Source organism: Candidatus Schekmanbacteria bacterium, from assembly GCA_016219965.1.
Classification (GTDB): Bacteria; Schekmanbacteria; GWA2-38-11; order GWA2-38-11; family J061; genus JACRJM01.
In genome coordinates this window covers 48413-73427 of the sequence record JACRJM010000014.1, presented here as the reverse complement: position 1 = coordinate 73427, position 25015 = coordinate 48413, and the positions used below count along the sequence as shown (strand labels likewise).

Here is a 25015-nt window from a genome sequence, read left to right as displayed (position 1 = left end):
CCATTTTTTATTAACGGTGATATAAACATTAAAAAATAGATAGGACATTATTTCTTACTACAATGATCAACATAGAAGAATATGAGCATTTTCAACATGAGCGTGAGCTTTTGTGGCTTCTTGCTCAAGGAGAAAAAGAAATCGAAACAGGCGAAGGCTCCGACCTTGACGTTGATCTTTCGGAAGCAGATAAGTTGTTAAGAGCCCTGTATAGGTGAAAAACATTTTTCAAACGTAAGATTTGAATGATAGACGAGAAAGCAGGTGGTGAGAAATACGGAGCATACTTTTTCTGTATGTGAGCAATTGCGAGCTGCCTGCTGACAAAGTATAACAACAAATATTGCGCTTGTGCTATTCTGCGCACTCGATTACTTCACTGGTTGTTATTTCTCTGCTTCCTGAGAAATACCCGTACCACTTGTGCAGCATATCAAAAAGAGAGACTGCGGCGAGAACTGCCATCATGGTTACCAGTAGGCATCTATCTTAAAGGAGAGTGCCTCTCCTGCTGCTGACGCACTTGCCGCCTTTTCCATGAACATCCCGACAAGTTCATAGGAAGCGGTGAAGGTCAGAAAAAGAGGGGATGCACCCCTTTTAATGCCTTCAATCCAATTTTCTTGATAATTTAACAAAAATGTTAAAAGCTTATGTCATAAAATTTGGTTTTTTTATTGAAACTCCTATGAGAAAGGGAGGATACAATTCTTAATATGCATCCAACTGTCAAAGCTTCTTTAATAACCTTATAATCTTTTTTTCTTTTTCACGCTTTATCATTCTTTTATTATAAAATATATACATGCTTAATTATTAATTTTAATAAAGTTTAAGTAATTATTTTAGACTTTTCTTTCTTGACTGACTATCTGCGAGAGAGGTAAAACTAATTGAAAAAAAATATATATATAAATGTTAAACGAGGGACAATGAAATGAAAATATTGCTCATAATCTTGGCTTTAGCCATAGCCGTGATTGGGCTCTACAAAAAGGATTCATGGCCTATTTGAGTAAGTATTTTAATTTCAGTGTTTTTGATTGTCGGTGCAATTGTTCAGACAGTTGTAGAAATTCGAGCCTCGAAGGAGGAAGCAAAATCGAAATATGTAGGGATAATCAAGCCACCATCTAAAGTTTTATTCTCAGCACAAGAGAATACGGTTCGTAACCTCGAGTTGGGTGATAGCGGCGCGATACTTGCCTTTAGCGGACAGCAGGGTGCACCATTATTTAAAATCTTTGGCGACAACGCATTAACTATTATCTCCGACAAAGGTACGCTGAAGGTTTCAACAACTATCAGAAATAGAAAGGGAACTATAGTTGCAGAACTCATCAATAATGAGTGGAAGGTAAATAAAAATAACACATTTGATAGAAACTATTCAAAAAATGCAATAGAAGTAAAAGATGATTCAGGGGACATTGTTTTGCAAGTCAAAGTATTGGAAGACAGAATTCAATTTCAAGGTAAATTTTATGATGGCCAAGGAAATGGTGTTGGGATTGGAAAAGCTCCTAGTGGTCAAGGTGGCATCATAGTGCGATGTGCGCCAAATGATCCAGGGCTTGACCTGAAAATAGAACCAATGTTTAAGTATCCTAGTGACAATCATATTGGTGAGTTTCGAGAAGAATAAAAAATTAATCGTTCCCTTTGAAGAAATGGAGTTTTTAAATGTTTCATATTATATATGAAGGAAGAATAGATGGCGAATTTGAGGGTTTCGATGATGAAGTAATATTTAAAATGACAAACGACACATATTGGATTCAAGATCAATACAAGTATTGGTATCACTATGCGTATAATCCACAAGCAAAAATTACAGAAGACAATGGCAGGTTCATTTTATCAGTAGCTGACAATTCCATTCCCGTGAGACGTGCTGATAATATCATTGAAAGTTGTATTGATGGTGAATTTAATGGATGGATGGGAGAATCAGTCTATAAGTTAGTAAACGGTCAAAAATGGCAGCAGTCATCTTACAAATACCAATATAAGTATTCTTATATGCCTCAAGTCATAATTTATCAAACTCGTAGTGGTTATAAAATGCTTGTGGCTGGAACAACGGCGTACGTCAGAAAACTTGGCTAAGCGAATAAAAAAATAACCGCCCCATTTAGTGTGTGCTTTGAAAAAATATTTATATTCAGAAATCTATACGTTTTAACTTTTTCTTTTACCGTCTATCTTTTAAAAGCTCCGAAAGTTCTTAATTGCAAAAAATTGAAATGTGAATTATTTTTAAGTATACAAGATATAATTAAAAGGAGAATGATGATATGGATATTTCATTACCTTTGGATAAAATGACAAATTTAGATAAGATAGCAATGATGGAAAAGCTATGGGATGATCTCTGTCGAGATCCCGAAGCCATCCAATCACCAATCTGGCACAAGGATGTTTTAGAGGGAAGGGAAAAAGAGTTAAACGAAGGTAATGCAAAGTTTACATCCTTTGATCAAGCAAAAGACAGAATCAGAAATCAGATTAAATGAAAATTGAACTTCTTGATTCTGCGGAGAAAGATTTACTCGATGGTTTCGAATTTTATGAACGTAAATCAAAAGGTCTTGGTGGTTACTTTCTCGAATCACTATTTTCAGATATTGACTCACTCTATATTTTTGCCGGTGTTCACGCCCTCCATTTCGGATATCATCGGTTGCTATCCAAAAGATTTCCCTTCGCCATTTATTATAAGGTAAATATAGAAACCGTACAGGTTTATGCCATTTTAGATTGCCGCAGGAATCCGGCCTGGATCAGAAAGAAACTCACATAAAAAGAGTGCATTCCCTTTTTTACACTTCGCTCACAACGACCTCTTTTAACTGTCTTAAATTATAAGAAAGATGATAGTAAAGAAATAAGACGGTGTACTTTAATTCTTTTTTCAAGCGCAAGATTTGAATGATAGACAAGGAAGCAGGTGGTGAGAAATGCGGAGCATACTTTTTCTGTATGTGAGCAATTGCGAGCTGCCTGCTGACAAAGTATAGCAACAAATATTGTGCTTGTGCTAGTCAGCGCACTCAATCACTTCGCTGGTTGTTATTTCCCTGCTTCCTGAGAAATATCCGTACCATTTATGAAGCATATCAAAAAGCGACACTGCGGCGAGAACTGCCATCATGGTTACCAGCACTGCATCTATCTTGAAGGAGAGTGCCTCTCCTGCTGATGCCGCACTTGCCGCCTTTTCCATGAACATCCCGACAAGTTCATAGGAAGCGGTGAAGGTCATGGTGAACATAAATATCATTGGGACGGCTGTTGTCCATGCGTACTTTGATTTTCCTGATTTTATGATAAGCGTTGTCCCAACTCCAAGGGCTATGGCGGCAAGAAGCTGGTTAGCAACTCCGAACATTGGCCATATTGTTGATATATTCCCTGACGAGATGAGATAACCCCATGAAGCGACTACTGCTAAGCTTGTCCCTAAAATACCAGGCATCCAGTTATGTCTTGCAAGGGGTTTGTAGATATAACCTCCAAGCTCCTGTATGAGAAACCTTGCTACTCTTGTTCCTGCGTCCACAGTGGTTAATATGAAAAGAGCTTCAAACATAAGTGCGAAGTTGTACCAGTAAGGCATAAGCGATTTCATGCCGGGAAGCCCGGAAAATATCGAAGCCATTCCGACTGCCAGCGACACTGCACCGCCCGGGCGCCCCTCCACATTGGTCTGTACCATAGCGGAGAGTTCTTTTATCTTGTCTACGTTAAAGCCGAGCGCGGCAATCTGGTCAAAGGTGAGTTTCGTATTGATAGCGAAATAATCGCCGGGAATAAGTATCGTTGCTGCTATAAGAGCCATCGCGGAAACGAAGCCTTCTGCCAGCATTGCCCCGTAGCCTATGAATTTTATGTCTTTTTCTGACATTATCATCTTTGGTGTTGTGCCTGATGATATAAGCGCATGGAATCCTGAGATGGCGCCGCAGGCTATGGTAATGAACATGAAAGGGAAAAGTTTACCGGGAATTATGGGACCTCCTCCATCAACAAATCTCGTAACAGCCGGCATCTGGATATCAGGTGCAATTACGATTACCCCAATTGCAAGAAGCGATATGGTCCCGATTTTCATATAAGTTGAAAGATAATCCCTTGGGCAAAGCAGAAGCCATACTGGCAGAACAGATGCTATAAATCCGTAAACAGCAATTGATATGACAAGCGTTTCCCTTGAGAGATTGAAAAAAGGCTCAAGGAAAGAGCCCGGGATGTAATGCCCTGAAACGACTGCGATCACGAGAAGGCTGACCCCGATTATTGATACTTCAGAAACTTTGCCCGGTCTTATGCGGTAAAGGTAAATACCCATAAGAAGCGCTATGGGAATTGTAAGGCCTATAGTATAAGTTCCCCACGGACTGTGTGTCAGCGCATTTACCACAGCGAGCCCGAGTCCCGCAAGGGCAACTATTATTATAAAAAGTATTGCTATTGATGCGGCAAATCCTCCGACCGGACCAATCTCATCCTTTGCTATCTGTGCAAGGGAACGTCCGTTCCTTCTTACCGATGCAACAAGTATGACCATGTCATGGACAGCCCCACCCATCGTTGCCCCAATCAATATCCATAAGAATCCGGGAAGGTAGCCGAACTGCGCGGCAAGCATGGGACCGATTAAAGGGCCTGCTCCTGCAATTGCCGCAAAATGATGTCCAAAAAGAACCCAGCGGTTTGTGGGATCGTAGTCTATGCCGTCTTTCATTCTCATTGCCGGGGTTATATTTTTTTCGTTAATTGAAAGGACTTTAGTTGAAAGGAAAGCGGCGTAAAACCTGTAGGCGATCGCATAGGTGCAGCCTGTTGCTACAACTATCCAGAGGGCATTTACCTTTTCCTGCGGATTGAATATTCCGGCAACTATGGCAATTGCCACAGCCGCAATGAATGATATTAAAAGCCAGATAAGTTTCTTGAACATAATCTATTAAATAGCCTTGAAGGGTGTTTATGTCAAATCTAAATTAAAATTTCATCTCTGAAACTGAATAGGCTTGGCAGTCCCGCTCTGGCACTGAACAGCAGGTGTCTGCCGCGGGAGCTGCCAAACTTAAAAACGTTAGTTACAGTGAAATAGATTCATGATAACCGCTGAGTTTGTTTTTGAGAGAGTCTCTTCCAATATATTAATTGACCTTATACTGATATTATTAATAATAAGAGTATGAGGTTTTTGACTGCTAAAAAACATTTTATGGGATTTAAATTAGATGGCTGAAAAATTATTTCTCGATTGTTCATCTGGTATTAGCGGGGATATGTTTTCTGGGGCGCTTATTGACCTTGGATTTGATATAAATGTTTTGCGCAAGGAACTTTCCAAGCTGAATCTCGATGACTTTAAGGTCTCAACAAGGGAAGTCAGTAAGAAGGGGGTAAGAGCTCTTAAATTTGATGTCCACATTCACAAACACCAGCATCACCACAGGACATATAAAGACATAGAGGCAATCTATAAAAAATCATCTCTCGATAAAAAAATAATAAGCAGAGCACTTGATGTATTTAAGGCGTTGGCTGATGCCGAGGCTCTGGTGCATGGAACAACCCGCAACAAGGTGCATTTCCATGAGGTAGGCGCGGTTGATTCGATAGTTGACATTACAACTGTTGCGGCGGGTATTCATTATCTTGGCATTACAGATGTTGCCTGTTCTCCTCTCAATCTTGGTGGTGGCATGATCAACATGGAACATGGGAGACTTCCTGTTCCTGCTCCTGCTACGGCAGAACTTCTGAAAGGAATACCTGTTTACAGCGGCACCAGCGAAGGAGAATTGACTACACCAACCGGCGCTGCGCTGGTCAAGGTTCTTTGCAATGAGTTTGTTTCATTTCCTTCTGGTGTTATTAGCAAGATAGGATATGGAGCCGGTGAGAAGGAACTTCATTCCACACCCAATATACTGAGGGCCTTCCTGCTGGAGTCTGAAGCAACGCCAGGAAGCGACTACGACAAAGACACTGTCATCATAATAGAAACCAATATCGATGACCAGAACCCGCAATGTTTTGAGTATATAATGGAAAAACTTTTTGAGAAGGGAGCGCTCGATGTATATCTCACTCCAATAATAATGAAGAAAAGCCGTCCGGCAATTATGCTTTCGGTTATATCCGGTAAGGAAAAATGTCTTGATTTGATCGAGAGCATACTTACAGAGACCACGTCTTTCGGCGTAAGATATTATGAGGTTCCGAGAATAATCCTTCAACGTGAGATACGGAAAATTAAAACCAGGTTCGGGATGGCAGATATAAAACTTGGGACAGCTGCGGGAAAGATTCTTAAAATTTCTCCTGAATATGATAACATTAAGGAGCTTGCCCGTAAAAGTAAAAAACCAATCCTTGAAGTTATGAGGGAAGTTCAATCAGCTATTGAAAAAGCAGGAATCAGGAAAGAGCGCTAATTGGTTATTTTTGCCGCGCTTTATGGAGTTTGTCTTTAACTGCTGTATTTTTTGGATCCTCTTTCAATGATTTTTCCCAGCTTTTTATGGCATTCTCCTTTTCTCCCTTTGCCATGTAAATATCGCCGAGATGTTCATTTATAATCGGATCGTCTGGTTCTTCTTTTATTGCCTGCAATATATGTTTTAATGCCTCGTCTATATTTCCCTTTTTAAAATAAGCCCATGCAAGGCTGTCTAAAAAGAAGCCATTGTCAGGTTCATTTTCCAATGCTTTTTTTACAAGGCTTATTGATTCATCGAGGTTTATCCCTTTATCAGCAAAAAGATAACCAAGGTAATTATAGGCAGTTGCGAAATCCTCATCAAGCTTTATGGCAGTTCTCAGTTCTGAAACTATGTCATCAAATTTTCCGAGTTTTTCGTAAACTGTTGCCAGATTGAAATGATAGTCCGGATTGTCGGGGTCTCCTTCAATGGCTTCCTTGAAACTTTTTTCAGCTTCGTCAAACTGCTCGGCCTTGAACTGTGCAAGTCCCAAGTAAAAAGCAAGCTTCTTGTTGTCAGGATCCGCTTCGCGTGCCTTTTTAACTACGTCAATCGCTTTTGAATATTCCTTAAGCCCCTGGTAAATGAGACTTTCGTGAAGCAATGCTGTCGTTGAATCAGGATCTTCATCAAGTATTTTTTTCACCTCGGAAAGAGCCAGTTCAAACTGTTTTGATTCTTCGAGTGCGGCAATAAGATAAAGTCTGCTCTGATTGTCAAAGGGGTTAAGTTTTAGAGAATTTCCGAAATATTTGATTGCATTCGTGAAATCTCCAATTGTGTAATAAATCATTCCAAGAGTTGAATGCACTGTTGGATCGTCAGGCTGGGAATATTCAAGTTTTTGATAAAACTGCAAGGCGGTTTTATAGTCCTTCTTATCAATATAAAGCTCGCCAAGTGCTTTCTGCACGGCAGTGCTGTTAGGATTGAGTTCAAGGAGTTTTTTAAAAAGTGTTTCTGACTTTTCAGCAGAGTTGATATTCGAATAAAGCTTTGCAAGGTTAAAAAGCGCTGCTTCGAAATCCGGGTTGAACTGAATAGCTTTTTCAAGAGCCTCAATAGCTTCATCGTATTTTTTCATATTTGAAAGAGCTAAGCCAAGATAATAATATCCGAGAGCCTGGTCCGGGACCTCTTTTACAAGTTCTTTGTATAGGTCAACCATTTTTTCATTCTGGTTAGTGCTCCCGTAAATCAAACCTAAGATAAGATAAGCCCTCATGTCCTTTGGATAAAGTTTGATTACCCTCCTGTAAACCTCCTCAGACTTGTCCATCTGGTCCATGCGTGAATATATTTCTGCCGCAGCTAAAAGGGCGTCCTCTGATTCAGTGTTTGATTCTGCCACTTTATCAGCTTCTTCACGCGCCTTGGTCAAATTCCCATTTTCCATGTAAAGATAGGCCAGCCTGGCATGCAGGTAGATAGCTTTCGGGTCGTATTTCAGAGCGCTGATAATGCTCTCTATTGCCTTATCTTTCTCTCCGTTCTCTGCATATATCTCAGCACGAAGAAAATCCGTTACAGCTTCAGGTTGTACAATGGTTGATTTTTCTGTTTTCTGACCGTCTGTTAAAGAAACTTTTTGTTTCCCTGTCGAGCATGCTGACATTAATAAAGAAGCCGTAATTAATAGCGCGGTTGTGGTTATTAATATTTTTTTCATCATTTCCTTATAAACAATTTGATTAATATGATGCTTAGCTCATACAGTAAATACATCGGTATTGCAACAGCAGTTTGTGTCACAAGGTCCGGCGTGGGCGTTATTATGGCAGCAAAAACAAAAATAAGGAGGATGATATACGATCTCCCTTTTTTCAGTGTTTCCAGTGAGACTATTCCCATCTTTGCAAGAATTAAAATGACAACCGGAAGCTCGAAAGCCATACCGAACGCAAACAAAAGCCATGTCACGCTGGAAAGAGCATCATTTATTGTCAGCATTGGAGTGAAATCTGAGCCATAACCTATCAGGAATTTATAGCAGTACGGCAAGACCATGGAATAACCGAAAAGTGCACCGCCAACAAAAAACACAATAGTCATTGTCAGGAAAAGGAGTGTATATCTCCTTTCATTTTTATAAAGCCCGGGTGCAACGAATTTCCATGTTTCATACAATATTCCCGGGAACGTGAAAAAACATCCCATTATCATTGCGACTTTTATGTAAATGGCAAAGGGTTGATAGGGGCTTGTAAAAACCAGCTTTTTATCCTGAGGAAGGGCTGATAAAACCGGATTTACCAGAAAATGGAATAACTGTTCTGAGAATATGTAACAAACTACAAATCCCGCAATTATCATGATAAGAATATGTATTACTCTTTTGCGGAGTTCTTCGAGATGCTCCAGAAAAGTCATTTCCCCCGGAGCAGTCTCATCCTTTTTTTTCTTTTCCATTTTCCTTTGCTATGGCTTCCTTGGATGGGGGATAGGGATATTCGTTAAGATTGGACATGTCAGCTATTTTTTTTACGTCTGCTATCTCATCAGAGAAAATTTTTGTTTCCTTGTTGACTTCCTCGTTGACAGTGTCTTTTACTTCATCCATTGCACGTTTTAATTCTGCTAGCCCCTTGCCTAACATCCTTGCAACTTCCGGGAGTTTTTTTGGGCCTATTACAATAAGGCCAAGTACAAGTATAACTAACAGTTCCTGAAAACCTATATTGCCGAACATAATATTTACTTCTCCTGAATCGGCCCATAACTAACGGGCTTTGTTATGAAATGAGCTATCTTAAACACTCCCATTTGTCAATATAGATGAAGAACTTATGAGCATTACAGACGCTATCAGCTTTGTTGGTAAAATGTTTCATTGGGGATATTATGATTTCAAAAAGATGTTATTTGCAAATATTAAAAGCATATTAAGCAAATAAGCGATTTTTTACTAATAACTGCCAAATTTCATCTAATTTTACCTAAAATACCTGTTTGAACTTTTCTTGCCAGTAGCTATAGTGTTAGCACTTAACTTAAGAGAGTGCTAAAAGCAACTTGGTAGGAGGTGATGGGTTTAAGGTTTCTTGCTTAATTAAATTGGCTGATTAGTTGGTAATTAATAATTTAATTAAATTTATAATTTTTGTTTTGAAAGGAGGGTTAGTATGAAATTTCGTCCATTGCATGACAGGATCGTTGTTCAGAGACTTGATGAGGAAAAAAAGACCAAAGGCGGTATTATAATCCCGGATACCGCGAAAGAGAAACCGCAAGAGGGGAAGGTAATCGCAGTAGGTAACGGAAGAATATTGGATGATGGTAAGGTCAAAGCCCTTGATGTGAAAGCTGGCGACAAGATACTTTTCAGCAAGTATGCCGGAAATGAAATAAAGGTTGAAGGTGAAGATTATATCATAATGAGAGAGGAAGATGTCCTCGGAATTATTGAAGGCTAATCACAGACATTATTAGGGAGGCGAATATAAAATGGGAGCGAAACAAATACTTTTTAGCGAAGAAGCGAGAGCAAAGATACTGAAGGGTTGTGCCACTCTTGCAAAAGCAGTTGCAGTAACTCTTGGACCAAAGGGAAGAAACGTGGTCCTTGATAAAAGCTTTGGTTCCCCAAATATAACCAAAGACGGAGTAACCGTTGCAAAAGAGATCGAACTTGAAGATAAATTTGAGAATATGGGCGCACAGATGGTTCGTGAAGTTGCAAGCAAAACAAGCGACATCGCAGGTGACGGTACAACTACTGCTACAGTCCTTGCGCATGCTATTTTCCGCGAAGGCATGAAGAACGTAACAGCAGGTTCCAATCCGATGGCCCTTAAAAGAGGTATAGAAAAGGCTGTTGCAGTTGTTGTTGAAGAACTTAAGAAGATGAGCAAGCCCACCAAGGACAAGAAAGAAATAGCCCAGGTAGGGACAATTTCAGCAAACAATGATTCAACTATAGGAAATCTTATTGCTGAAGCAATGGACAAGGTCGGCAAGGACGGCGTTATAACAGTTGAAGAAGCAAAGAGCATGGAAACCTCACTCGAAGTTGTAGAAGGTATGCAGTTTGACAGAGGGTATCTCTCCCCATACTTTGTGACTGATGCAGAGAGAATGGAGTGCATTCTTGAGGATCCTTATATACTCATACATGAAAAGAAAATCAGCAACATGAAGGATCTTCTCCCGCTTCTCGAGAAGATAGCAAAGACCGGCAGGCAGTTCTTAATCATATCCGAGGAAGTTGAAGGCGAAGCACTGGCAACACTGGTAGTTAATAAACTCAGAGGGACATTGCACTGCTCCGCTGTAAAAGCCCCGGGCTTCGGCGACAGAAGAAAAGCAATGCTCGAAGATATAGCAATTTTGACCAATGGACAGGTAATAGCTGAAGACCTCGGACTTAAACTTGAGAACGTAGGTCTGGATGATCTCGGAACCTGCAAGAAGATAGTCATTGATAAGGACAACACGACTATCATTGAAGGAAAAGGGGATGCGTCGAATATCCAGGGAAGAGTAAAACAGATAAAGGCTCAGATTGAAGAGTCAACATCTGACTATGATAAGGAAAAGCTCCAGGAAAGGCTTGCAAAGCTGGTTGGCGGCGTTGCAGTCATCAACGTTGGTGCCGCAACTGAGACCGAGATGAAAGAGAAAAAAGCAAGGGTTGAAGATGCACTGCACGCAACAAGAGCTGCCGTTGAAGAAGGTATAGTTCCCGGCGGCGGAATTGCTCTGCTTAGAGCTTTGCCTGCGCTTGACAAACTCCAGATCTCAGGTGATGAAAAGATAGGCGTCGCTATAGTAAGGAAGGCACTTGAAGAGCCTATCCGTCAGATATCCAACAATGCAGGAGTTGAAGGCTCAATCGTAGTTCAGAAGGTTAAAGAAGGTAAAGATGCCTTTGGCTATAATGCTGATACAGATGTTTATGAAGATCTGATGGCAGCAGGAATTATAGACCCCACAAAGGTAACAAGGACAGCGCTTCAGAATGCTTCAAGTATTGCATCACTGCTTATCACAACAGAAGCTCTTATCACAGACAAGCCTGATGATAAGAAAGAATCAGGCGGAATGCCTCAGATGCCCCCGGGCGGAGGAATGTATTAATTTAAAAGATTCATTTCCAAGTCATTACGAAGGCGGCAGGTTTTCCAACCTGCCGCTTTTTTTATCTCATTCAGATTCCTTCCGTTATTTGTCCTTTTGATATTGGCTCATAATGTGCTATTAATATTCTAAATATATTTCTTAAGACAAATAGGTTCTATCAGCTTTAATAAGGCAGCTCTAATAAGGGAGGTGTTGCAATGGGGATTGACGCTTCTCAGATGAATCAGGTTGTTAAAGATAACATGGAAGTTCTGTCCAAAATCAGGGGACAGATTGGGAAAGTCATAATCGGCCAGAAATACATGGTAGACAGGATACTTACAGGTATCCTTGCCGGAGGGCATATCCTTATTGAGGGAGTTCCCGGTCTTGCCAAGACAACCATAGTAAAAGTATTATCAAAGAGCCTTGATTTAAAATTCCAGAGGATTCAGTTTACTCCTGACCTTCTCCCTGCTGACCTTATAGGGACTCAGATTTTCCTCCAGAAAGATGGCGCATTTTCAACAAAGAAAGGACCAATTTTTACAAATATTTTACTTGCCGACGAGATAAACAGGGCTCCGGCAAAGGTGCAGAGTGCCCTGCTTGAGGCAATGCAGGAAAAACAGGTTACCATAGGTGAAACTACATTTAAAATAGATGAGCCCTTTTTTGTCCTTGCGACACAGAACCCGATCGAGCAGGAAGGGACGTATCCTTTGCCTGAAGCCCAGGTTGACCGGTTCATGATGAAGCTCAAGATATCCTATCCTTCTATCAAGGAAGAAAAGGATATAGTAAAACGCATTAATGAAATAAACGAATATATTCCAACACCTGTAGCCGGACCGGCTGATATCAGGAAGCTCCAGGAAGTGACAGATAAAATCTACGTAGATGACAAAATATATGACTACATTCTTAATATTGTTTTTGCCACGAGGGAGCCGGGTGGTTACGGAATCGATATCAGCGAATGGATAGAGTACGGGGCATCTCCAAGGGCATCTATCTACCTTCTTCAATGTGCGAAGGCCAATGCCTTCCTTGAAGAGAGAGGATATGTGATACCAATGGATGTAAAAGCTGTATGCCCCGATGTCCTGCGCCACAGGATAATTGTTTCCTATGAAGCCGAAGCAGAGGACGTGACAAGCGACGATGTTATAAAAAAGATTTTAGAGCGTGTCACCGTTCCTTAAACACACGTTAACTTATGATTGACAAGAGCCTTTTTGAAAAAATCAAGAGAATCCACATACGGTCTAATAAACTTGTAAATACCATTGTTGCCGGTGAATACGAATCCGCATTCCGCGGGCGCGGGATGGAGTTCCAGCAGGTAAGGGAATATGTTCCCGGCGATGATATAAGGCTTATTGACTGGAATGTCACAGCCCGCACAGGCGGTGCCTTCATCAAGGAGTTTAAAGAAGAGCGTGAGCTTAATATCATGGTAGCCGTTGATCTCTCAGGTTCAAGTATCTTTGGAAGCTCAAAAGAGATGAAGCGTGATGTTGCTGCAGAGCTTGCTGCCTTGTTTTCCTGCCTTGCTGTGAAAAGCAATGACAGGGTCGGCATGCTCCTTTTTACTGACAAGATTGAGAAATTCCTTCCTCCTAAAAAAGGCCGTTCAAATATATGGAGAGTTATAAAAGAGGTGTTGAGCTTTGAGCCTTCTGGCACAGGCACAGACATAGCAATGGCTCTTAATTTTTTAAGCAAGGCGCTTCCGCGCAGAGCCGTTTGTTTCATTATCTCCGATTTTTTTTCTTTCGGTTATGAAAAAGCTTTAAAATTAATTAACAATAAACATGAGACTGTAGCCGTTTCTGTGATGGATAGAAGAGAATATGAGCTTCCATCTGTAGGTTATGCGGAACTGCAAGACGCAGAGACCGGAGAAACAATGCTTGTAAATACATCGAATGAGAAGATTCGGAAAATTTTTCGCATAAGGTCTCAAAAGCGTCTTGAAATAATGCATAAATTTTTCATTTCTAATAATATTGACCATATAGATATATGGACTGATGCCCCTTATATCTATCCGGTTTTACGCTATTTCAAAATGAAGGAAAAGAAACACTGATTCTCATAAGGCTCTGGGATGCGTTTTTTCTCTGCCACTGAAATTATTTTCCGGCTAAAGCTAGTCTTTCTGCTGCTGAGCATTTTGCAGTTTAATGCCTGTAATAGTTCAAATGACACAGGTATTAATAGTTCGCAGACTGAGGCTTTCACTGTAATTGCTGACAGCCATGTTGACAGGACAAAAATCCATCCGGGTGAAGAGATACGGTTTGAAATCGAGTCAGAATACAGCAGTGGAACAATAATAAAATTCCCTGATATAAGCAAAGATATAAGCGGATTCGGGATTCTTGATTCCGGTGAAATCAATACAAAGCTTCCGGCAGGTGCTACAAAGCTCTCAAAGTGGTACAGCTTGTCTGCAGGAGGTGCAGGAAGCTATCTACTCCCGGAGGTTTCGGTAACATATATTGCGGTGGATGGGAAAACAGGAGAAATAAAAACACCTGCAATATTGGTTGAAGTTATCCCGGGATCCCAGCCCATTACGGCTGATAATATAAAAGATATAAAACCCCTTGAGGAAATAAACGGCTCGGGAAACTTTATCTGGTATGCCGCAGCAGCTCTTATTGTCATTGCAATAATGATAATTTCTGTTTTTATTTTCTTTCGTTCAAGAAAAGAGCCTGTCACCGAAATGCCTGCTGTGTATCGTCCGGACAAGGGGGCTCTGTCAAGCTACAAGGCTTTAAAGGATAAGAGGCTTATAGAGAAAGGGAGAGTCAAGGAATTCTATTTTGAGTTATCAGCGATTTTCAAGCGCTATCTTTCAGAAAGGTTTGGGATAAAAACTGCTGAGTGTACCACTGAAGAGATAATTCCTCTTTTAAACCGGATAAAAGATCTTCACTCTGATTCCTTCCATTCAGGGAAGTCATTTCTCGTTGAAACCGATATGATTAAATATACATCCCTTGGTGCTACTGAGGAATTATGCAGAACCATCGAAGGTCTCTTTGTGAAATTTATTGAAGAGACCAGGAATGAGACAGAAGGGGATGAACTTGGAAGAGCTTAGGTTTGATTCACCATATTTTTTACTGCTCATTGTTTTTGTACCTTTTATGGTATGGAACTACACCCGGGACAATGAGAAAAAAGGGATTCCATTTTCTTCCATAGAACTTCTTAAAGAGTTTAACAGGCCCGGTAAAATAACACCCGGACTCGTAAAACTTCTATTAAGGTCGCTGCTTATAATCATCATTGCTGCTGCTCTGGCGCGTCCGCAGCTCGGGACTTATTCAACTGAAGTGGAGTCAGAGGGAGTTGATATAATGCTTGTCCTCGATACATCGGGGAGTATGAGCGCAAATGATTTTTCGATGGGTGGAAGCAGGGTGACGCGCCTTGAAGCCGTAAAAAGGGTGGTGCGGGATTTTGTCGAAGGAAGAGAGGGGGACAGAATAGGGATGATAGTGTTTGGCGAAGAAGCTTATACGCAGTGCCCCATTACTCTCGATTATGCCATGCTCCTTTACTATCTGGAAAAGCTTGAGGTTGGAGTTGCCGGAGATGTGACTGCGATAGGAACAGCACTGGCTCTGGGTGCAAAGAGGATGAAAGACCTTCCCGGCAACTCGAAGTTAATGATCCTTCTTACAGACGGAAGAAATAATTTCGGACGCGTGACGCCTTCGATGGCGGCTGATATTGCTGCTTCATACGGGATAAAAGTCTATACCATAGGAGTCGGAAGAAAGGGAGAAGCCCCGCAGATGATGAATAGTGAATACGGAGAAACTCTTCTTTACAGTCAGGTTGATCTTGATGAACCCTCATTAAAGAATATAGCCAGTGTCACAGGCGGCATGTATTTTAATGCCAAGGACACCCGAAGCCTTTCAGAGATTTACAAGCGGATAAACAGCATGGAGAAAATAAAGTTTAAAGTAAAAACATATTTCAAGTCCCGTGAAATCTATCAGTACTTTCTTATGGCGGGGCTTTTTGTGCTTATTTCTGAAATTATAATTATGAATACCTTATACAAGGTTATCCCGTGAGAATCGGTCTATGAAATTTTACAGCCCCCAATATATGTGGTTAATTGCGATTGTTTTTCTTCTCATGGTTTTTTTCATTTGTTCCCACAGAGATACCAAAAGAAAAGCATTCCTCTTTTACGGGGATTCTCTTCATAAAAAGCTTTTCCCGGCTGACAATTACAAAGTGAATGCAGTTAAAGCGACCCTGATTCTTGTTGCTATAGTCCTGATGGTTGCCGCACTTTTAAGACCGCAGTGGGGTTTCAAGTGGATTGAAAAAAAACATGAAGGCGCTGATATACTTATCGCACTTGATGTTTCAGAAAGCATGCTTGCCGGAGATCTGGAACCTAACCGTTTGGAGAGGGCAAAGCTGGAAATAAAAGATATGCTTAAGATTGCCGGAGGAGACAGGGTCGGGCTTATGGTTTTTTCAGGGGATGCATTTCTTGTTTGTCCTCTTACACTTGATTACGGGACTGTAGCGGCTTTTCTCGACGATATTAATACTGATACTTTATCGGCGGAAGGGACCGCTTTTGACCGTGCCATAAGAAGATCAATCAATGCTTTTGACATGAAGAAGAACAACAGCAAGGCAGTAATATTTTTAACCGATGGTGAAGACCATTCTGCTGAAATGTCTCTTGCAGTTGATGATGCCGTGAAAAACAAGATCAGGATATTCTGTGTTGCTATGGGTACAGAAAAGGGTGCTCCGATTCCAATGAAAGATGGTGTATTTAAAAAAGATTCTTATGGGAATGTTATCGTTACAAGGCTTAGTCTTGAGCCGCTGAAAGCTATGGCAGTAAAAACAGGGGGCTCTTTCGTGATCGGAGAGCTTTACAATAATACCCTTGAAGAGTTGTACAACGGCGATATCAGGAAAATGCCAGGTTCGAAAGAACAAAGCGGAGAAAAAGAAAAGAAATGGAATGAAAGATATAAGTTGTTCCTGATACCTGCTTTTGTCCTGCTTATATTGGAATATTTTTATCAGGGGGGAGCTGTCATCAACGGTAAAGAAAAGAGATGGAAGTTTTCCTTTCTTATTCTGCTGGCAATTCTTTATTCAGGGAATGCAGAGTCCTCGGTGCTCTCTGGCGATATGACGAATATATTCGAGTCATATAATGGGGAAAAATATGAAGATGTCCTTGAAAAATTATCAATGGAAGAAATCGAATCCCCCCAAAATGTATATATAAAATATAATATTGGGAATTGCCTTTATAACCTGAAACGTTACAGAGATTCCGAAAAATATTATAAGCTTGTTGTCAAAATGTCTGCTGACAGGGTGCTTATGGAAAAAAGTTTTTACAACATGGGGAATGCCTTTTTCAGAGAAGGAAAAATTCTTGAAGCGATAAAAGCATACAGTGAGGCTTTGGCAATAGATGGAAACGATTCTGATGCAGCATATAACCTCGAGTTTGCAAAAAAGAAATTGGAAAGTATTTCAAAAAAGGAAACGAGTTCTGTTAAGAACGCTATGAATGAGAATGACAAGACTCAGAATCTGATGAAAGAGGATAAGAAAATGAATGATGATAGAAATCCTGATTTAAGCAGTAAGGATTCGGGCAGTACTAATACCAGCAAGTTGAACGAAGGCAGAGACGAGACTGCAACGACTAAAAGATCCATATCAAGAGCAGAGGCTGATGCTTTTCTTGGGAGTATCACCGATAGCAAGAAAAAGGTATTGTCCCGCCAGATCCAGTCAGGTTTTCCTTCATCGCAACCCGGAACGGATAAAGACTGGTAAGAATGAAAAAAATCAAAGGACTATTTTTATTATTTATTGCATTTTTAAACGCATCTCTTCTTCCTGCGGTTGCTCAAAAATCTTATTCAGCAGAAAATGCGGACAATGAAAGCCAGCAGGTCTTTTCAGAGGGGAAAGAGATTTTTGTAAAAGCCGAGGCCTCACCTTCCAGAGCGTATGTAAATCAGCAGATAATCTACAGCCTCAAATTCTACAGAAGAGTACCGGTAAAAAATGCGTCACTTGAAAGGCAGGTGTTTGAAAGATTTATTTCAGAAGATATGGGGACAGACAAGGAGTATCCGGTAACTGTTGCTTCTAAGGAATATTATGTATATGAGAAAAACTTTGTTCTCTTTCCTACGAAAGCAGGAGAGTTTAAAATTCCGTCTGCCGGAATAACCTGTGATGTGCTGGTCCGGGTTGGAGAAAATTCCGGAGATTTTCTGAATCCATTTTCTAGCAATCTGAGGGGTGAAACACATACATTTATTTCAAATCCTGTAACTGTTGAGGTTATGGAGGTTCCTGAAAATGGGCAACCTGCCGGATTCAACAATATGGTCGGGAAATACAGCATAAAGGCAGAATTATCAAAAACCAGAATCAATGCAGGAGAGACAACACTGTTGACAATAACAGTGAGTGGGAAGGGAAACATAAAAGATGTGGTTCTTCCTCTTTTGCCGGAAATAACAGGAGTAAAGGTTTATGAGGAACAGCCTGTTGTTACGCTTTTTAACAGCAGCGGAGTTTATTCGGGCGAGAAGGTTTTTAAGAAAACGCTTGTTTCTTTCAAGGGGGGAAAAATAGTTATTGATCCTGTAAGAATCTCATTTTTTGATCCTGAAGAAGGAAGATACGAGTCTGTAGAAACAAAAAAAATATATGCTGAAATTGCCGGCAGCTCAAAATCTGAAACAGAAAATGCTTATACACTTCAATCTCCGGAAGGCAGTCATGCTAATGAGGTTAGACAGATCGCTTTTGACATACTGCCGATAAAAACTTCCCTCAATCCTTCCATGTCTTATTTGAAGTTCCATGAAATTAAGACACTGATGATGTTGCTGATAATCCCTCCGGCAGGTTATGTCTTTCTGCTTGCATGGCAGAGGAGAAGACGCAGGTATCGTGAAGACATCAGATTTACGAGAAGCGCAAAGGCTTTAGCTAAAGCGATGCACACACTTAAAGATGCTGAAGAAAGATTGTCCGAAGGAGCTGTCATGGAGTCCTGTGAGATGACTCTCAGGGGGGTTAAAGGTTATTTTGGCGATAAATTCTGCGTAGAAGGAGAGGCCCTTACAGGCAAAGAATTGTGCGATGTCCTTTCTGGTGCCAATATCAAAGAAGAAAAAAAGGATGAAGTGAAAGAAATAATCAATGATTTAGAACAGATGATCTTTGCTTCCAATGCTGTCTCACAGGAGAAGACAAAAAAAATCATTAAGATTGCGCGAACGTCTATAACCGATTGTGAGAAATTATTATGACCAAGGTTATATTGAAGATGTTATGCTTCTTCTTTCTGGTTATTATGTCTTTTGAATGTTCTGCTGAGGTTAAAGAAAGACAAGAAAGTATTTTTTTGGAGGCAAACAATCTCTATGCTGCCGGGAAATATGAGCAGGCTTTGAATAATTATATGAAGATTGCTGAAACAGGATTAAAGGATGAAAATTTATTTTACAATATCGGCAATTCCTATTTCAGGCTGGGGAGGACAGGATTAGCAATACTCTACTATGAAAAGTCCATTATACTTAACCCAAGGGATCAGGATGTTGCTGCAAACCTTCAATACGCAAAAAAAATAATTGTTGATAAGATCGATGAGAGAGGAAGCGGCAGGTTGTTAAAAACGTTATTCCTGCATGATGTTTTAAGCCTTAGAGAATTAGTTTCCCTGTTTCTTTCTCTGTATCTTTTTTTCTGGGTGCTCCTGATCATAAGGATTAAATACAAAAATGTCTGGACTGGGAGAACCGCACTCTCCTGTTTTCTGCTCCTGTTGTTTTGTGCTGCTTCGCTTGGCTCAATCTACTGGAGTAACAACATATATGAGAGAGCAGTCATAACCGACAAAGAAGCAGATGTAAGGTCAGGAAATGATGTGAATTCTGTAACATTATTCAGGCTTCACGAAGGAAGTGAAGCCTTTGTCCTTGATAAGAACGGCAGTTGGGTGAAAATCGAACTTGAAGACGGCAAAAAAGGCTGGATTCAGAAATCATCTATCAAAAACATCAGCGACAATCTTTGATCTGTTTTAAAATTTACTGGATTATGTATGACTCATGGCTTGGCAGTTCCGCTTTGGCACTGACCAGCAGGTGCCTGCCGCGGAATCTGCCAAGCCTGCTCATTAGAGTAATCTGATGAGGGTTATAAATATATTATACTTCCTGTTCCGGAACTTTGACCTTTGTCAGTCCTGATTTAAGGTAAACTTCTTCCTTTATCTTATTGCAGATATCAGGGTTTTCCTTAAGGAAGACTTTTGCATTATCTCTCCCTTGACCTATCTTTTCCCCTTTATAGGCATACCAAGCCCCGGCTTTTTCAACTATGTTCATTTCAGAAGCCTTGTCTACCAGGTCTCCTTCCTTTGAAATCCCCTCGCCGTACATAATGTCAAACTCCACTTCCTTAAATGGAGCGGCAAGTTTGTTTTTCACTATCTTTACCCTGGTCCTGCTCCCTGTTATCTGCTGCCCGTCCTTTATTGATCCGATCTTGCGGATATCCAGTCTTACAGATGCATAAAACTTGAGGGCATTTCCACCGGTAGTTGTCTCAGGATTTCCGAACATTACGCCTATCTTCTGTCTTATCTGGTTGATGAATATCATTACTGTGCTTGACTTGCTGATAATCCCGGTGAGTTTTCTTAGCGCCTGTGACATAAGGCGTGCCTGAAGCCCCATGTGGCTGTCCCCCATCTCTCCTTCTATCTCTGCACGGGGCACGAGAGCTGCTACGGAATCGATGATAATTAAATCAATGGCGCCGCTTCTTACAAGAGTTTCCGCTATTTCAAGCGCCTGCTCTCCTGTATCAGGCTGTGATATAAGAAGCTCATCAGTGTTGACGCCGAGTTTTGCAGCATATATGGGGTCAAGGGCATGCTCTGCATCTATAAAGGCGCAGTTTCCTCCAATCTTCTGGGATTCTGCTGCTGCCATGAGTGCAAGTGTAGTTTTTCCAGATGCCTCAGGACCGTAGATCTCGATTATCCTTCCTCTCGGCAGGCCGCCTATACCCAGAGATATATCCAGCCCGATTGAACCGGTAGATATTGTCTGTACGTCCAATGCCTCCTTTGAGCCAAGTTTCATTATGGCTCCTTTCCCGAACTGCTTTTCTATCTGAGAGAAGGCTAAATCCAGTGCTTTTTTCCTTGATTCTTTTCCAGTTTCTTTTTCTGCCATGTTATACTCCTTATGCTTTAATTAGCTTTTAGTTGCTAATTATTACATTTGCTAAAATAAAATATCAAGACTTATCTGTGGGAACATCATATAACGCCCTTTTCAGAAAGAGCAAACTTTTTATTAAACCTTTCGAGATTAAAAATTTCTGCTTTCACCCATGTGATGGTTTTCCCATTTATAATTTCTGACAACAGCTTTCCTGCTGAGGCAGAGTGCATTATCCCGTGTCCGCTAAATCCTGCTGCAAAATAAAATCCTCCGAGCTCCGGAGATTCGCAGATTATGGCATTCTGGTCAGGGGTGAGTGTGCGGACACCTGCCCAGCCCGTAACTATTTCTGTCTCTTCAAGCTCAGGGACGCGGTTAATCGCTTTTTCCACCATTACAGGAAGGCTTTCCCAGTCAAGTGTGCAGTCGACTTCTTCTGTTTCATTTTTGTCTGCAGCGCTTAAAAGAAGTCCTCCGCTTTCTGGTCTGAAATAAAAAGGATTGTCGAAATCAATTGTAATAGGAGAGTCTTTGGGAACAATGTTTGTAGGTGCTGTTATAAAAACATTTCTCTTGAAAAGGGTTACAGGAATCTCAAGACCTGCAAGACGTGTTACCTTTCCCGCCCATGGACCTGCTGCATTGATGGCGTTCCTGCAGTTTATGGTTTCTCCCGAGCTTAAACAGAGTGTAAACATTCCGTCTTTTTCTTTTCTTATATTCACAACCTCTGCTGAGGTTTTTATGACAGCGCCGAGCTTTTTTGCAATCCTTAAAAACCCATAGAGAATTCCGTGAGGGTCTAAGAATCCGTCGTCAGGTGTGAGCAATCCGCCAATGAGGTCCTGCGTATTCAAATAGGGATACCTTTTTTTAAGTCCTTCACTGTCAAGCAGGTTTTGTCTTATGCCTAATGACGAAAGGAGCTCAGATATGTCAGAAAGATCTTTCATTGTAGCTCCCTCTGATGCCATGAGAAGGTAGCCGTTCTGTTTGAAATCAAGCTCTATTTGAGCCTCTTCTTCCAGATGTTTTAGTATCTCCATGCTTTCTATGGTCATCTTTATATTGGCAGGTTCGGAGAACTGGCACCTTATCCCGCCCACACTTCTGCCTGTTGAACCTGTGCCAAGCATCTCTTCTTTTTCAAGCAGGATACTGTTGGTGTTCCCGCTTTTTGCGAGATGGTAGAGTATGCTTGCCCCGATTATTCCACCGCCTATGATTGCATTTTCAAAATATTTTTTCATAAAGACCTTTATGCAAAAAATGTTCTTCTTCTTGTGATGCCTTAGAGAATTCTTGCCTTTTATAATACAAATTTTATAGTGTTAGGAGTAAATTCTTTCGCTAATGAATGATATAAAGAAAATAACTGTCCTTGAGAAAGTGTTTCCTGATAACTGCTCCGGGTGCAGACTTTGCCAGGCAATCTGCTCATTTGAGCACGAAGGCTCTTTTGCCCCGTGGCTTGCAAGAATTATTGTAATAGAAAAAGACTTCCGCGAAACAACACCCCATACCTGCAACCTTTGTGAAGAACCGGTATGTATTGCCTGCTGTCCTTTTGATGCACTTTCAAAGAGCTCAGAGAATGGCACAATTATTCTGGATGAGAAAAATTGTACGGGTTGCGGAAGATGCGTAAGGGAATGTCAATATAAGGCGATTGTTTTTGATGACGAGAGAATGATCCCATTGATATGCAACCTTTGCGGAGGCAATCCAAAATGCGTTGATGTCTGTCCGAGAGGAGTCCTTTCTTTGAGTAATAAAACTTAATAAGTGAAACGGGTGAAAAAATGTATGGCTGGACCGGAAAAATCCTGATTGTTGACCTCTCTAACCGGAAAGTTTCAATCGAGGATACTGATATCAATCTGGCAAAGAAGTTCCTTGGAGGCCGGGGGCTCAATTCCTATTTTCTTTATAAAGAGGTGAAAAACAGGATAGATCCTTTCGACCCTTCAAACGTACTTATTTTCGGAGCAGGTCCTCTTGCCGGGACGCTCATGCCTGCATCCTGCCGTTTTACGGTTACCGCACTTTCGAGCACAACAGGCGGGCATGGTGACGCCAACTCCGGGGGAATGTTTGCATCAGAGATTAAATACGCCGGGTTTGACAATATTATTTTCAGGGGAAAAGCTGACAAGCCTGTTTATCTCAGGATAGACAGGAAAGGTATTTTTATTGAAGATGCCGGGGAGTTATGGGGAAAAGATTCCTGGGATACGCAGGCAGCACTCAGAAAAAAACTTGGCGGCGAAGAATACCAGATAGCATGCATAGGCATCGCAGGAGAAAATCTTGCACGAGTGGCAAGCGTTATGCACGGTCTTAAAAGAGCTGCTGCTAAAGGGATGGGTGCTGTCATGGGTTCAAAAAACCTTAAGGCGATAGCAGTGAAAGGGTTCAAACCATTAAAAGTGGCAAGGAGCAAGGAATTTGCTGACAAGGCATTGAAAATACTTAAAAGCCATATCCGCGGTGATATGACTCTCTATGGGACAACCGGTGGAGTAATCCCTGAGGTTAAATCAGGTTATTCTCCGGCATCAAAGAATCTTCAAACTACCGTGTTTGAAGGTATAAAGTATATTGATCCCCGCATATTGCGTGAAAAATATATTACAAAAGTAAAATCCTGTTATGGATGCAGCATCAGTTGCGGAAGACTTTATGATGTGAAAGAGGGAGAGTTTTCAGGGCTTGATGGTGAGGGACCCGAGCTTGCAGCCCTCTGGTCATGGGGGACGCAGCCGCAGGTTGCTTCGCTCCCGGCGATATTGAAAGCTGATGTTCTTAGCAACCGTCTTGGCGTTGACTGCATCGAAACCGGCAACACCATAGCCTTTGCGATGGAATGTTATCAGAGAGGTATACTCACTAAAGAAGATACTGACGGTCTTGAGCTTGACTGGGGGAATTATAAGACTGTTCATACGCTGATAGAAAAGATCGCAAAGCGGGAGGGAATAGGCGACATATTATCTGAAGGTGTTGAAAGGGCTTCCCAGAAGATAGGCAAAGGATCTCATGAGTTTGCCCATACAATCAAAGGGCAGAGTGTTTCATCTGATATGAGGGTAAAGCATGGGATAGTGCTTGGCTATGCGACATCTACAAGGGGAGCAGACCATCTGAGAGGACTTCTCATAGATGATGTGATGCCTGTTGAATATATAAAAAAGAACTTTGGAGAAGAAGCTCTAAAATCAAAAGGTGTCGTGGGGAAAGGAAAGGCTGTCAGATGGATACAGGATATAACAACTGTTCCTGACTGTCTGGGGTTGTGTAAGATTTTTTATATATTAAGCGCAGGATACTCGGTGTTTACCTTTTCAGATTTTGCTGAGATGCTGACTTTAGCTACTGGCGAGGATTTCTCAGCTTCTGACGTGGAACTTGCTACGGAGAGAATCTATAATGTTGAAAGAATGTTCAGTGCTCGCACCGCAGGCTTTATGAGAAAGGATGATACTGTCCCTGAAAGATTTTTTCGCGAACCTACTGACGGCGGTTCATCAAAAGGACAGAAACTGGACCGGGATAGATTTGAGATAATCCTCGATGATTATTATTCAGCCCGCGGATGGGATAAAAGTAACGGGTTACCTACCTATGAAAAGCTTAAAAGCATAGGCCTTGATGACATAGCAGAAGACACGAGAAAGTTTACTGATAATTATCTGTAAATCTTATCTATGTGGCAGCGCTTGCAATTTTCCGGTTCGTGCGGATGTTTATTAGGCAGAGGGTGAATCTTGCCGGGGCCATGGCATTCCAAACATTTGTCATCAATTATATACTCTTTATGTGTTTCATCTTTAGGCAGTGATGGTATTTCTTTTGAAGGCAAAAGATTAAGTATTATGATCATGAGGATTGCGCCGGCAATAAGTAAATAAGTACTTTTCTTCATATATATTTTCTCTCCCAGTTGCGGATGGTTTCTAATACAAATAGTATTTGTAGTCAAGCCGCAACTAACATTTTTCCCGCTAACTTATTAATTTAATTAAGCAGATGCTGTGCGAAAAATAGACTGAAAATTAAATTTCTAAGACGACTTGACAAACTGCATTTAAATACTAAGTTGATAATTAGACGAGGATATAAAAACTGCACTGCTCGTGAATCAAAGATTGAATCAACACTTAACAG

The 25015-nt window shown here is 41.0% G+C and carries 25 protein-coding genes; 17 read left to right on the top strand and 8 right to left on the bottom strand.

The window, feature by feature from the left end; genetic code table 11:
* The first annotated feature begins 62 nt into the window (after positions 1-62).
* Positions 63-218, top strand: coding sequence for a hypothetical protein (locus HZA77_13160; GenBank protein ID MBI5376375.1), 156 nt, complete (start codon positions 63-65; stop codon positions 216-218).
* 252 nt (positions 219-470) lie between these two features.
* Here the strand turns inward: HZA77_13160 and HZA77_13155 are convergent, their stop codons facing one another.
* Positions 471-638 carry a hypothetical protein gene (locus HZA77_13155; protein ID MBI5376374.1) on the bottom strand — a complete coding sequence of 56 codons (168 nt, stop codon included), beginning with the start codon at positions 636-638 and terminating at the stop codon, positions 471-473.
* Positions 639-1039: 401 nt separating this feature from the next.
* On the opposite strand from HZA77_13155, the gene HZA77_13150 reads away from it, so the two are divergent.
* The 4 genes from HZA77_13150 (at position 1040) to HZA77_13135 (ending at position 2803) form a co-directional block, all read left to right on the top strand.
* The gene (locus HZA77_13150; protein MBI5376373.1) at positions 1040-1645 is read left to right on the top strand and encodes a hypothetical protein; all 606 of its coding nucleotides are present in this window, start codon (positions 1040-1042) and stop codon (positions 1643-1645) included.
* 38 nt (positions 1646-1683) lie between these two features.
* Entirely contained in the window at positions 1684-2109 is a 426-nt protein-coding gene (locus HZA77_13145; protein ID MBI5376372.1) for a hypothetical protein, read from the top strand.
* A gap of 188 nt (positions 2110-2297) precedes the next feature.
* On the top strand, positions 2298-2516 hold the full coding sequence (locus HZA77_13140; GenBank protein MBI5376371.1) for an addiction module protein: 219 nt from the start codon (positions 2298-2300) through the stop codon (positions 2514-2516).
* Positions 2513-2803: a type II toxin-antitoxin system RelE/ParE family toxin gene (locus HZA77_13135; GenBank protein ID MBI5376370.1), complete on the top strand. Its 291-nt coding sequence runs from the start codon at positions 2513-2515 to the stop codon at positions 2801-2803. The genes HZA77_13140 and HZA77_13135 overlap by 4 nt, the downstream gene beginning before the upstream one ends.
* A 237-nt stretch (positions 2804-3040) precedes the next feature.
* Here the strand turns inward: HZA77_13135 and HZA77_13130 are convergent, their stop codons facing one another.
* Positions 3041-4963 carry a carbon starvation protein A gene (locus HZA77_13130; protein MBI5376369.1) on the bottom strand — a complete coding sequence of 641 codons (1923 nt, stop codon included), beginning with the start codon at positions 4961-4963 and terminating at the stop codon, positions 3041-3043.
* Positions 4964-5252: 289 nt separating this feature from the next.
* Between HZA77_13130 and larC the strand changes: the two genes are divergently transcribed.
* Positions 5253-6455 carry a nickel pincer cofactor biosynthesis protein LarC gene (gene larC, locus HZA77_13125; GenBank protein ID MBI5376368.1) on the top strand — a complete coding sequence of 401 codons (1203 nt, stop codon included), beginning with the start codon at positions 5253-5255 and terminating at the stop codon, positions 6453-6455.
* 4 nt (positions 6456-6459) lie between these two features.
* Here larC and HZA77_13120 read toward each other — a convergent pair whose 3' ends face one another.
* From HZA77_13120 to tatB, 3 genes are read right to left on the bottom strand one after another with little or no spacing between them, the layout of a single operon-like run.
* Entirely contained in the window at positions 6460-8175 is a 1716-nt protein-coding gene (locus tag HZA77_13120) for a tetratricopeptide repeat protein (protein ID MBI5376367.1), read from the bottom strand.
* Positions 8172-8912 (bottom strand): twin-arginine translocase subunit TatC, encoded by a 741-nt coding sequence (gene tatC / locus HZA77_13115; protein ID MBI5376366.1) that lies wholly within the window; start codon positions 8910-8912, stop codon positions 8172-8174. The genes HZA77_13120 and tatC overlap by 4 nt, the downstream gene beginning before the upstream one ends.
* Positions 8890-9192, bottom strand: a complete 303-nt coding sequence (gene tatB, locus HZA77_13110; protein ID MBI5376365.1) for a twin-arginine translocase subunit TatB — start codon at positions 9190-9192, stop codon at positions 8890-8892. Before tatB ends, tatC begins: the two co-directional genes overlap by 23 nt.
* Before the next feature lie 433 nt (positions 9193-9625).
* Between tatB and groES the strand changes: the two genes are divergently transcribed.
* The 9 genes from groES to HZA77_13065 all read left to right on the top strand — a co-directional run bounded on the left by groES (position 9626) and on the right by HZA77_13065 (position 19689).
* Positions 9626-9916, top strand: a complete 291-nt coding sequence (groES, locus tag HZA77_13105; protein MBI5376364.1) for a co-chaperone GroES — start codon at positions 9626-9628, stop codon at positions 9914-9916.
* 31 nt (positions 9917-9947) lie between these two features.
* Positions 9948-11579, top strand: coding sequence for a chaperonin GroEL (gene groL / locus HZA77_13100; protein ID MBI5376363.1), 1632 nt, complete (start codon positions 9948-9950; stop codon positions 11577-11579).
* A gap of 200 nt (positions 11580-11779) precedes the next feature.
* On the top strand, positions 11780-12766 hold the full coding sequence (locus HZA77_13095) for a MoxR family ATPase (protein ID MBI5376362.1): 987 nt from the start codon (positions 11780-11782) through the stop codon (positions 12764-12766).
* Between the two features lie 14 nt (positions 12767-12780).
* Positions 12781-13656: a DUF58 domain-containing protein gene (locus HZA77_13090; GenBank protein ID MBI5376361.1), complete on the top strand. Its 876-nt coding sequence runs from the start codon at positions 12781-12783 to the stop codon at positions 13654-13656.
* An 18-nt stretch (positions 13657-13674) separates the two neighbouring features.
* Positions 13675-14679, top strand: a complete 1005-nt coding sequence (locus HZA77_13085) for a hypothetical protein (protein MBI5376360.1) — start codon at positions 13675-13677, stop codon at positions 14677-14679.
* Positions 14645-15667, top strand: a complete 1023-nt coding sequence (locus tag HZA77_13080) for a VWA domain-containing protein (protein ID MBI5376359.1) — start codon at positions 14645-14647, stop codon at positions 15665-15667. The genes HZA77_13085 and HZA77_13080 overlap by 35 nt, the downstream gene beginning before the upstream one ends.
* Positions 15668-15677: 10 nt before the next feature.
* On the top strand, positions 15678-17423 hold the full coding sequence (locus tag HZA77_13075) for a VWA domain-containing protein (GenBank protein MBI5376358.1): 1746 nt from the start codon (positions 15678-15680) through the stop codon (positions 17421-17423).
* 2 nt (positions 17424-17425) lie between these two features.
* On the top strand, positions 17426-18919 hold the full coding sequence (locus HZA77_13070) for a BatD family protein (protein ID MBI5376357.1): 1494 nt from the start codon (positions 17426-17428) through the stop codon (positions 18917-18919).
* Entirely contained in the window at positions 18916-19689 is a 774-nt protein-coding gene (locus HZA77_13065) for a tetratricopeptide repeat protein (protein MBI5376356.1), read from the top strand. Before HZA77_13070 ends, HZA77_13065 begins: the two co-directional genes overlap by 4 nt.
* A 133-nt stretch (positions 19690-19822) precedes the next feature.
* Here HZA77_13065 and recA read toward each other — a convergent pair whose 3' ends face one another.
* Together recA and HZA77_13055 are read right to left on the bottom strand one after the other, a co-directional pair.
* Complete coding sequence (gene recA / locus HZA77_13060; GenBank protein ID MBI5376355.1) at positions 19823-20857, bottom strand: recombinase RecA; 1035 nt, start codon at positions 20855-20857, stop codon at positions 19823-19825.
* 86 nt (positions 20858-20943) lie between these two features.
* Positions 20944-22098, bottom strand: coding sequence for an FAD-binding oxidoreductase (locus HZA77_13055; GenBank protein MBI5376354.1), 1155 nt, complete (start codon positions 22096-22098; stop codon positions 20944-20946).
* Positions 22099-22201: 103 nt separating this feature from the next.
* Here HZA77_13055 and HZA77_13050 point away from each other — a divergent pair, with 103 nt between their 5' ends.
* Both HZA77_13050 and HZA77_13045 read left to right on the top strand, forming a co-directional pair.
* On the top strand, positions 22202-22630 hold the full coding sequence (locus HZA77_13050; protein MBI5376353.1) for a 4Fe-4S dicluster domain-containing protein: 429 nt from the start codon (positions 22202-22204) through the stop codon (positions 22628-22630).
* Between the two features lie 20 nt (positions 22631-22650).
* Positions 22651-24546, top strand: coding sequence for an aldehyde ferredoxin oxidoreductase family protein (locus HZA77_13045; protein MBI5376352.1), 1896 nt, complete (start codon positions 22651-22653; stop codon positions 24544-24546).
* Here the strand turns inward: HZA77_13045 and HZA77_13040 are convergent.
* A complete protein-coding gene (locus HZA77_13040; GenBank protein ID MBI5376351.1) occupies positions 24537-24773 on the bottom strand; it encodes a hypothetical protein in 237 nt (78 codons plus the stop codon). The two genes, HZA77_13045 and HZA77_13040, sit on opposite strands and share 10 nt — an antisense overlap.
* Positions 24774-25015: the final 242 nt, after the last annotated feature.

What these genes read in the sequence shown, in the direction of transcription:
- recA (MBI5376355.1), bottom strand. Translation starts at nt 20,857, where the DNA reads ATGGCAGAAAAAGAAACTGGAAAAGAATCAAGGAAAAAAGCACTGGAT.
- HZA77_13065 (MBI5376356.1), top strand. Translation starts at nt 18,916, where the DNA reads ATGACCAAGGTTATATTGAAGATGTTATGCTTCTTCTTTCTGGTTATT.
- larC (MBI5376368.1), top strand. Translation starts at nt 5,253, where the DNA reads ATGGCTGAAAAATTATTTCTCGATTGTTCATCTGGTATTAGCGGGGAT.
- groES (MBI5376364.1), top strand. Translation starts at nt 9,626, where the DNA reads ATGAAATTTCGTCCATTGCATGACAGGATCGTTGTTCAGAGACTTGAT.
- HZA77_13050 (MBI5376353.1), top strand. Translation starts at nt 22,202, where the DNA reads ATGAATGATATAAAGAAAATAACTGTCCTTGAGAAAGTGTTTCCTGAT.
- HZA77_13090 (MBI5376361.1), top strand. Translation starts at nt 12,781, where the DNA reads ATGATTGACAAGAGCCTTTTTGAAAAAATCAAGAGAATCCACATACGG.
- HZA77_13120 (MBI5376367.1), bottom strand. Translation starts at nt 8,175, where the DNA reads ATGATGAAAAAAATATTAATAACCACAACCGCGCTATTAATTACGGCT.
- HZA77_13070 (MBI5376357.1), top strand. Translation starts at nt 17,426, where the DNA reads ATGAAAAAAATCAAAGGACTATTTTTATTATTTATTGCATTTTTAAAC.
- HZA77_13075 (MBI5376358.1), top strand. Translation starts at nt 15,678, where the DNA reads ATGAAATTTTACAGCCCCCAATATATGTGGTTAATTGCGATTGTTTTT.
- groL (MBI5376363.1), top strand. Translation starts at nt 9,948, where the DNA reads ATGGGAGCGAAACAAATACTTTTTAGCGAAGAAGCGAGAGCAAAGATA.
- HZA77_13055 (MBI5376354.1), bottom strand. Translation starts at nt 22,098, where the DNA reads ATGAAAAAATATTTTGAAAATGCAATCATAGGCGGTGGAATAATCGGG.
- HZA77_13045 (MBI5376352.1), top strand. Translation starts at nt 22,651, where the DNA reads ATGTATGGCTGGACCGGAAAAATCCTGATTGTTGACCTCTCTAACCGG.
- HZA77_13140 (MBI5376371.1), top strand. Translation starts at nt 2,298, where the DNA reads ATGGATATTTCATTACCTTTGGATAAAATGACAAATTTAGATAAGATA.
- HZA77_13095 (MBI5376362.1), top strand. Translation starts at nt 11,780, where the DNA reads ATGGGGATTGACGCTTCTCAGATGAATCAGGTTGTTAAAGATAACATG.
- HZA77_13160 (MBI5376375.1), top strand. Translation starts at nt 63, where the DNA reads ATGATCAACATAGAAGAATATGAGCATTTTCAACATGAGCGTGAGCTT.
- HZA77_13135 (MBI5376370.1), top strand. Translation starts at nt 2,513, where the DNA reads ATGAAAATTGAACTTCTTGATTCTGCGGAGAAAGATTTACTCGATGGT.
- tatC (MBI5376366.1), bottom strand. Translation starts at nt 8,912, where the DNA reads ATGGAAAAGAAAAAAAAGGATGAGACTGCTCCGGGGGAAATGACTTTT.
- HZA77_13080 (MBI5376359.1), top strand. Translation starts at nt 14,645, where the DNA reads ATGAGACAGAAGGGGATGAACTTGGAAGAGCTTAGGTTTGATTCACCA.
- HZA77_13040 (MBI5376351.1), bottom strand. Translation starts at nt 24,773, where the DNA reads ATGAAGAAAAGTACTTATTTACTTATTGCCGGCGCAATCCTCATGATC.
- HZA77_13085 (MBI5376360.1), top strand. Translation starts at nt 13,675, where the DNA reads ATGCGTTTTTTCTCTGCCACTGAAATTATTTTCCGGCTAAAGCTAGTC.
- HZA77_13130 (MBI5376369.1), bottom strand. Translation starts at nt 4,963, where the DNA reads ATGTTCAAGAAACTTATCTGGCTTTTAATATCATTCATTGCGGCTGTG.
- HZA77_13145 (MBI5376372.1), top strand. Translation starts at nt 1,684, where the DNA reads ATGTTTCATATTATATATGAAGGAAGAATAGATGGCGAATTTGAGGGT.
- tatB (MBI5376365.1), bottom strand. Translation starts at nt 9,192, where the DNA reads ATGTTCGGCAATATAGGTTTTCAGGAACTGTTAGTTATACTTGTACTT.